Annotated in this window: 6 protein-coding genes; 5 read left to right on the top strand and 1 reads right to left on the bottom strand. The window is 71.0% G+C overall.

Going from position 1 to position 4,128, the window contains the following annotated elements; genetic code table 11:
* Nucleotides 1-108: 108 nt before the first annotated feature.
* From AC2W7M_RS21105 to denD, 4 genes are read left to right on the top strand one after another with little or no spacing between them, the layout of a single operon-like run.
* Nucleotides 109-429, top strand: coding sequence for an isocitrate lyase/phosphoenolpyruvate mutase family protein (locus AC2W7M_RS21105; RefSeq protein WP_486134657.1), 321 nt, complete (start codon nt 109-111; stop codon nt 427-429).
* Nucleotides 429-1,130, top strand: coding sequence for a GNAT family N-acetyltransferase (locus tag AC2W7M_RS21100; RefSeq protein ID WP_486134655.1), 702 nt, complete (start codon nt 429-431; stop codon nt 1,128-1,130). The genes AC2W7M_RS21105 and AC2W7M_RS21100 overlap by 1 nt, the downstream gene beginning before the upstream one ends.
* Before the next feature lie 37 nt (nt 1,131-1,167).
* Entirely contained in the window at nt 1,168-1,914 is a 747-nt protein-coding gene (locus tag AC2W7M_RS21095) for an SDR family oxidoreductase (RefSeq protein ID WP_486134653.1), read from the top strand.
* A 17-nt stretch (nt 1,915-1,931) separates the two neighbouring features.
* Complete coding sequence (gene denD, locus AC2W7M_RS21090) at nt 1,932-2,909, top strand: D-erythronate dehydrogenase (RefSeq protein WP_486134652.1); 978 nt, start codon at nt 1,932-1,934, stop codon at nt 2,907-2,909.
* A gap of 20 nt (nt 2,910-2,929) precedes the next feature.
* Here the strand turns inward: denD and AC2W7M_RS21085 are convergent, their stop codons facing one another.
* A complete protein-coding gene (locus AC2W7M_RS21085; RefSeq protein WP_486134650.1) occupies nt 2,930-3,142 on the bottom strand; it encodes a hypothetical protein in 213 nt (70 codons plus the stop codon).
* A 505-nt stretch (nt 3,143-3,647) separates the two neighbouring features.
* Here AC2W7M_RS21085 and AC2W7M_RS21080 point away from each other — a divergent pair.
* A partial coding sequence (locus AC2W7M_RS21080; protein WP_486134648.1) for a hypothetical protein occupies nt 3,648-4,128 on the top strand: 481 nt, incomplete at its 3' end.

Here is a 4,128-nt window from a genome sequence, read left to right as displayed (position 1 = left end):
CCGGCGCGCCATCGACGCGGCCGGCGCCGACGTGATCCTCACCGCGCGCGCCGAAGGCTAGTCTGGTCGCGCGCGACATTGCCGAGGTGATCGCGCGGCTCACCGCCTATGTCGGGCGCGGGCGCGGACTGCGTCTATGCCCCCGGCTTGCGCACCCGCGCGGACATTTCCGCCGTGGTGGAGGCCGTCGCGCCGGTGCCGGTGAACCTGCTCATGCCCGGCGCGCTGGGCTTCACGGTGGCCGACGTCGCGGCGCTCGGCGTGCGCCGCATCAGCACCGGCAGCACGCTGAGCCGCGTCGCCTGGGGCGCGTTCCGGGCCGCGGTGGAGGCGATGCAGGCGGGCAGCTTCGCGCCGTTCGGCGCCGCCTTGCCGTTCGCCGAGATCAACGGCTTCTTCCGCGACGACGCCGAACGGAGGGCCGGCTGATGACCGAGACTTCCGCAACGCCCCTCGGCGCCCCCGTTCCCGGCGGACCCGCCCGCCGGCCCGAGCCCACCGTGCTGGAGGGCCGGCACGTGCGCCTCGTGCCGTTCGATGCGGCTCGGCATGCGGCCGCGCTCTTCGCCCTCTCCCACGGGCCGGAGAAGGAGGCCCTGTGGGCCTATCTCTTCCCCGCGCCCTTCGCCGACGAAGCGGCCTTTGCCGCCGCCTATGCCGAGGCGGCGCAGAAGGCCGACCCGCTGCTGTTCGTCATCGAGGAACAGCCGAGCGGCCGCGCGGTGGGCCACGCCACCTTCATGCGCATCGAGCCGGCGCACCGGGTGATCGAGGTGGGCCACATCCTCTACACCCCGCCGCTCCAGCGCACCGCGGGGGCGACGGAGGCCATGTATCTGATGGCGCGCCACGCCTTCGAGGATCTCGGCTACCGGCGCTACGAATGGAAGTGCAACGCGCTGAACGCCCCCTCCCGGCGGGCGGCGGAGCGGCTCGGCTTTTCCTTCGAGGGCCTCTTCCGCCAGCACATGATCGTCAAGGGCCTCAACCGCGACACCGCCTGGTTCGCCATGCTGGACACCGACTGGCCCAAGGCAAAGGCGGCGTTCGAGGCCTTCCTCGATCCCGGCAATTTCGACGCCGACGGCCGCCAGCGCCGCAAGCTGGAAGACATCCGCGCCGCGCTCTGAGGGGCGGCGCCGCAACGACGCAGGACGGGGAAACGCCATGGCAGGACGGCTTCAGGGCAAGACGGCGCTGGTGACGGCGGCGGGACAGGGCATCGGGCGCGCCATCGCCGAGGCGTTCGTGCACGCGGGGGCGCGGGTGATCGCCACCGACCTCGACGCCGCCAAGGTCGCGGACCTTGCGGGCGCCGAGGCGCGGGCGCTGAACGTGCTCTCCACGGAGGCCGTGAACGCGCTCGCCGCCGAGCTGGGCCCGCTCGACGTGCTCGCCAACTGCGCGGGCTACGTGCACCAGGGCACCATCTTCGAGACCACGGAGAAGGACTGGGACTTCTCCTTCGATCTCAACGTGAAATCCATGCACCGGACGATCTCCGCCGTCCTGCCCGGCATGCTGGCGAAGGGCGGCGGCTCCATCGTCAACATCTCCTCGGCGGCCTCCTCGATCCGCGGCGTGCCCAACCGCTATGCCTACGGCACCACCAAGGCGGCGGTGATCGGCCTCACCAAGGCGGTGGCGGCGGACTTCGTGCTCAAGGGCATCCGCGTCAACGCCATCTGCCCCGGCACCGTGCAGTCGCCCTCGCTCGACGAGCGCATCGCCGCCGTGGCGGCGCAGACCGGGCGCACGATCGATCAGGTGCGCGCCGACTTCGTCGGCCGCCAGCCCATGGGGCGGCTTGGCACGGCCGAGGAAATCGCGTTTCTCGCGCTCTACCTCGCCAGCGACGAGAGCAGCTTCACCACCGGCCAGGCGCACATCATCGATGGCGGCTGGGTGCTCTGAAAAAGGGACATCAATCCATGCACATCCTGGTCATCGGCGGCGCCGGCATGGTGGGCCGCAAGCTGATCGAGCGCCTGGCCCGCGACGGGCGGATCGGCGACACCCCCATCACCCGGCTCACCGCCCACGACGTGGTGCCGCCGAAGCTGCCGCAGGCGCCCTTTTCCACCGACGCCCGCGTCTCCGACATCTCGGTGCCCGGCGCGGCGGCGGCGCTGGTGGCCGAGCGGCCGGACGTGATCTTCCACCTCGCCGCCATCGTCTCCGGCGAGGCGGAGGCGGATTTCGAGAAGGGCACGCGCATCAATCTCGACGGCACGCGGCATCTGTTCGACGCGGTGCGGCTGATCGAGGGCTACGCGCCGCGCCTCGTCTTCACCTCGTCCATCGCCGTGTTCGGGGCGCCGTTTCCCGAGGCGATCCCGGACGAGTTCTTCCACACCCCGCTCACCTCCTACGGCACGCAGAAGGCGATCGGCGAGCTGCTGCTCTCCGACTATACGCGGCGCGGCTTCTTCGACGGCATCGGCATCCGCCTGCCCACCATCTGCGTGCGCCCGGGGGCGCCCAACAAGGCGGCCTCCGGCTTCTTCTCCGGCATCATCCGCGAGCCGCTGGCCGGGCAGGAGGCGATCCTGCCGGTGTCGGAGACCGTGATGCACTGGCATGCCTCGCCGCGCGCCGCGGTGGGCTTCCTTCTGCACGCCGCGACTCTCGACGGGCGACAGGTGGGCACGCGGCGCAACCTCACCATGCCGGGGCTCGCCGTCACGGTGGGCGAGCAGATCGAGGCGCTGCGCCAGGTGGCGGGCGACAAGGCCGTGGCCCGCATCAAACGCGTACCCGACCCGGTGATCGAGGGCATCGTCGCCGGCTGGCCGCGCAAGTTCGACGCCAGAAGGGCGTCATCCCTGGGCTTCGTCGCGGAGACCTCCTTCGAGGAGATCATCCGCATCCATATCGAGGACGAGCTGGGCGGCCGCATCGCCGACTAGCGCGGAGTGGTCGCGGGGCCTCAGGCGGCCACCGGCAAGCCGGCGGCGCGGTCGGCCACGGCGCGCACCGCCGCCTTGAGGCGCGGCAGCATGCGGCGATAGGCGAGCCGGCGCTGGTGCACGTCGCCCAGGCGCGAGACGTCGTCGAACGTCCAGTGCTCCACCCGCGTCGTCCGGTGCCAGTCGAGGCGGACGAGAGCCTGCTGGGCCACGTCCACCATGGCGACCACCACGTCGACCCGCGGCGCCCGAAAAGCCGAACAGCTCCGCCGGCTTCGAGGACAGGCCGTCGGCGGGGATGCCCGCATGGTGCAGGCACTCCACCGCCGCCAGATCCACCGGCCCGGTTTCGGCGACCGCGGCGCTGAAGGCGCGCACCGCGCCGTGGCGGGCGATGGCGATCGCCTCGGCCATCAGGCTCAGGCCGGAATTGTCCCGGCACAAGAAGAGGATGGACGGACGTCCCGCGAGCGTCATGGAGCCTCCTTCCGGCCGCCGGGCGCTCCTTCCGCCCGAATCGCGACGAGCGGACGCTAGAGCGAAGCGCCGACGCGACGATGACAGGAAGCGACGGGAAGGCGCCCCGGTCAAGGCGCGCGCGGCTGCCACATCCCGCGGCCGATTGCATGTCCTGTGCCCCTTCGACCGTTGCCCGCGGCGCCTGAAAATCAAGTTCAATTCATTGACAAGAAAAGGAAATTCCGCCGTTAACCATTTCGCAGTTATTCCGCGAGATTTATGGGACGCTGGCGGGCATCGCGTTGCGGTGGTTTGATTCTTCGCCGGCTGGCTGATTTTGGAGGCAAGTATGGCGAAGACCGAAACGACCGGCGCAGAGGTGAGCAAGATCGCCGCGAAGGCGCTCAAGGACCGGCCGGCATCTCCCACGAAGAGATCAAGAAGCTTGCGGCCTCGTGCCTGACGCAGGCGGCCGACAAGCCCAAGGCTGCTGCCAAGGCTCCTGCCAAGGCCTCTGCCAAGGCGCCCGCGAAGACCGCCGCCAAGCCTGCCGCCAAAACCGCTGCGAAGCCCGCTGCGAAGCCTGCTGCGAAGGCGCCGGCCGCCAAGGCCGAGAAGGCGCCGAAGGCCGCTGCTCCGAAGGCGGCTGCCCCGAAGGCCGCTGCTGCCAAGACCACCGCTCCGAAGGCCGCCGCCCCGGCCAAGGCCGCCAAGAGCGCGGCCAAGCCTGCTGCCGCCAAGCCTGCTGCCGCCAAGCCGG

The sequence above is a fragment of the Xanthobacter sp. BG11Y11_SDJG genome (assembly GCF_057364445.1).
The sequence above is the reverse complement of the archived record's forward strand: the minus strand, read 5'-3'. Positions and strand labels throughout refer to the sequence as shown.

Excerpts from the sequence above, each read along its gene's own strand:
- AC2W7M_RS21105 (WP_486134657.1), top strand. The coding sequence starts at position 109 with ATGTCGGGCGCGGGCGCGGACTGCGTCTATGCCCCCGGCTTGCGCACC.
- denD (WP_486134652.1), top strand. The coding sequence starts at position 1,932 with ATGCACATCCTGGTCATCGGCGGCGCCGGCATGGTGGGCCGCAAGCTG.
- AC2W7M_RS21100 (WP_486134655.1), top strand. The coding sequence starts at position 429 with ATGACCGAGACTTCCGCAACGCCCCTCGGCGCCCCCGTTCCCGGCGGA.
- AC2W7M_RS21095 (WP_486134653.1), top strand. The coding sequence starts at position 1,168 with ATGGCAGGACGGCTTCAGGGCAAGACGGCGCTGGTGACGGCGGCGGGA.